The following is a 3436-nucleotide window of genomic DNA, read 5'->3' as shown; positions in this document are numbered from 1 at the left end:
CTTCAAAATTACCAATTCCTACAAATTCAACGTCCTTTAACTTTATAATTTGATTTTTGTCCACGAGAATCTCCTATCACTGAAATACAGTTCCAATACCACTGAAAAAGTCAGATACTGCATTACCAACACCATCTATGATTTCCTTACCTGTTTTTACTACATTATTTGTTATTTTTGTGACTTCCTTTCCAACAGTATTATCATAAATCATATCAAATACAGCATTGCCTGCAATTGATAAACCCACTCCTACTATAAACCCTGTAGCAGCTCCAACAATACCACCTACAGCAGTTCCTGCAATAGGTATAACACTACCAATAGTAGCTCCAATTGCTGCTCCTGTATTCATACCAATGGTCATAGCTCCAGTCGATATTGCTGCATGAGCCCCACTCTTAATAACAGCGTTCGGAACATTTTCACCAGCTGAAACTTGTGTAGTGAAATCAATTGCAGGACCGATAAATGCCATAGCCCTACCTATTTCAGGGCCAGACTTGGCAAAAGTTTCAATGCCTTTACCCATGCTTATAAAAGATCCTGACGCGACATTACTTACATTATCAAATATATTAGGAGGAACTATACCATTAGTTCCGAGGTTAATAAAACTTCCAAGTGAATCGCTTAATTTATATAAACCATTAATCACCCCTCCCACAACAGTAGGGGTCTTTTCCAATAATTTAACCCAGCCCTTATCTCCAAACACATCAATACTATTCATGATTGACTCATTGGCGAAATTATTTTTTAAATCATTTGAAATTACATCAGAATAATTTTGATAGTTCGAAGCTACCGTCCCACTATACTTAGATTCGGCAAGCTGTTTTGCGAGAGAATTTTGATACTTCACAGCTTTGGAGTTGCTATGGATAGCTGTGTGAATCTCTGAAACTGAATTTTTAAACCAAGTTCGATTATAATAATTTCTCGATGCGGTGTTCCCATATGGAAGAGGAGCATAACCTGATAGGGTAGCAATTTCACTATTTTGCATATCTATAAGGTCAAAAGTATCTGTCTTTAAAAGAACACTATTAAAAGCTTCCATGTTCTTTATGGTATCATCTAAACTCTTGACTGCTTCACTATAGCTCGTATTCACACTATCCAAACTAGGATTCGTTAACGTCAGGATATCACTTATCCCTGCATAGATATTTTGTGTCTTACTGGAACTGCTCTTTAATCCCTCGATCGGATCTTTCATGCGTTGCTTGATACGTTCTAGGTATTCTGTCTTAATAATGGCACTGTTGTCGGTCTCACCAACCGTCTCCTTAAAAAGCTTGATAATCCCATCATAGCGGTTTACGATACTATCCAAAGCATTGCTATAGTTATCTAGCAAAGGAATCTGGTAGTTAGAAACTTTTTGGTTGATTGTGTCCTTAACGACACCTTTGAGATTATCTGTAGAGACAACTTAAGATAAACTGCTTCTGGCTTTGGTTAGATCGCCCTTGATACCACCTACAGATGTACTCAAGGCCGATTTTCGAGCCTGTACCTCAGATAAATCAATCTTCATTCACTATCTCCTATCCATATACGCTAGAAACAATGCCCTCATTGAAATACTCTCTGCGAAAGGACAATTACACCATTATATATTATTCTATTTTTCCTTTTTTAATGCTACTTTCAATAGAGCCAAGCCATTTCTTATATAATTTAACAAAACGCTCTTCATCAATATCACTATATCCTTTGAACACAATATCATCAATATCTTCATGCTTAAAATAATAAACTTGCTCTGGAGTTAATTCTTCTGGAAATAGAGCTCCAGTATAATCAAACAATACATCCTGACCTTCCTACTCTACAATAGCGCCCCTATTTAAAATCATAACTTTTTGGTTTCCACCAGATAAATAAACAATAGTTCCAATAGGCAAAATTATAACTTTCTCCTTATTTTACAATATAAAATTTATGTCTTTTAACTACAAATAATAAGTTAAAAAACCTAGCAAATAACAGCTGATAGAATCCTAAACATCCAAAAACAATTAACAAAATAAAATTTGATGAAGCAACTCCCATAAAAAGACAGATTGGAATTCCTAAAAAACAACTTAAAAAATCAACTATTTTTTGAGGAAATTTGATGAAGCTTTTTCTTGGTTCCTCTACTCTTCGTAAAATACTTTTTTCATCTACCAAAATAGGGATTTCATCTGTATTTGACTTAAAGATAAGAAAAGAAATCAGTAATATAGCTCCACAAAAAATCATTGATAACCAAAGATACCATGATTCTCTAATTATCGAATTATTAAAAATCAACAGTGGGTTAATATGTTTTGGTAGAATCAAAAGAAAAACTAGTACAATGCCAATACTATACTCCAGTAAGCTTCCTTGAAATTGATCCATTATTCTCCAAGTTGTTGTTTTTATACTAGCATTGTCAACTTTATAGATGGGATACTCTGTATTATATTTCGGGAATAACCCAAACAAATAGGTGCGTACATCCTTGGGATTTGAATAATCTATTATATATTCTTGATTGGAAATCCTTATCAGGTAATATCTATTATTCACACGCCCAACTAAACTAACTTTATAACGTCTATTCGACACTTTCATTACCCACCACCTCATATTTTATAGCTCTACTCGTAGGCTGAAATTCAATAAATTTAATCAGAATAATGGATCAGGTACAAACACCTACCATCCAAATGCTCCTTTCAGAGAAGAAAGTGAGTTACTGAGTGCTTTACCTATCTTTTTGAACTCGAACTTCGGATACATTTATTCTACTTAATCTTCATTATAACATTTTCTCATCATATAGAAAATCCTAGAATAGAATTCTAGGATTTGTATGTCATTTTTTAAAATCATCTACACTAAAGTGCTCATAGGTGATTTTTGAAACTTCCTCATCATAACGACTCAAAAAGTCTTGAAAACGACGATCGATGTAACCAAAGAATAGAACTTCATCTATATCCTCCTTGTTAAAGAAGATAATGTTTTGATTAATGAGTCCTAGCGGAAGACTGACAGCTCCAAAATCAAAATAACCTTGCTTGCCGTCCTTTTCAGTAACTGGACAATGATTAACAATCATGACAGGCTCTACACCTTCTCTCACTCGAACAACACTTCCAATCGGTAAAGCGGTACGTTCTGACATCAGTTTTCTCCTTCTAAATATTTCTGCGCTTCCTGAACATGGAAAAGCTCTGAGTTTTCATGTGCTATACTTTCAAACAAACTACGGGCACGCTCTTCATCTCCTTTTAGCTGTGCATTGAGAGCGCCGTAATAAGAAAACATGATTCGAGCTAGCTTACTTTCTGGTTCAGTAATGTCAAAGTAGTCGTTTGCTTCTTTATTGAATACAATATCTTTTATTGCTTGGGCTTGAGCAACAAGTTTAGCTTTGCCTCCTTTAAGATCTGGT

General features: G+C 34.7%; 2 protein-coding genes and 3 pseudogenes. All 5 read right to left on the bottom strand.

Going from position 1 to position 3436, the window contains the following annotated elements; genetic code table 11:
• Window positions 1-76: 76 nt before the first annotated feature.
• Window positions 77-1417, bottom strand: a pseudogene (locus F9B91_RS11595) (T7SS effector LXG polymorphic toxin); the annotation flags it as partial.
• A 208-nt stretch (window positions 1418-1625) separates the two neighbouring features.
• A pseudogene (locus F9B91_RS11120) lies at window positions 1626-1919 on the bottom strand (DUF4176 domain-containing protein).
• Window positions 1920-1929: 10 nt separating this feature from the next.
• Window positions 1930-2610 carry a hypothetical protein gene (locus F9B91_RS11115; RefSeq protein ID WP_061421771.1) on the bottom strand — a complete coding sequence of 227 codons (681 nt, stop codon included), beginning with the start codon at window positions 2608-2610 and terminating at the stop codon, window positions 1930-1932.
• Window positions 2611-2854: 244 nt separating this feature from the next.
• Window positions 2855-3166, bottom strand: coding sequence for a DUF4176 domain-containing protein (locus F9B91_RS11110; protein ID WP_061421780.1), 312 nt, complete (start codon window positions 3164-3166; stop codon window positions 2855-2857).
• Window positions 3166-3436: pseudogene (locus tag F9B91_RS11105) on the bottom strand (hypothetical protein); the annotation flags it as partial. The gene F9B91_RS11110 and the pseudogene F9B91_RS11105, both read right to left, overlap by 1 nt.

This window comes from Streptococcus mitis (assembly GCF_008763935.1).
Classification (GTDB): Bacteria; Bacillota; Bacilli; order Lactobacillales; family Streptococcaceae; genus Streptococcus; species Streptococcus mitis_DB.
The sequence above is the reverse complement of the archived record's forward strand: the minus strand, read 5'-3'. Positions and strand labels throughout refer to the sequence as shown.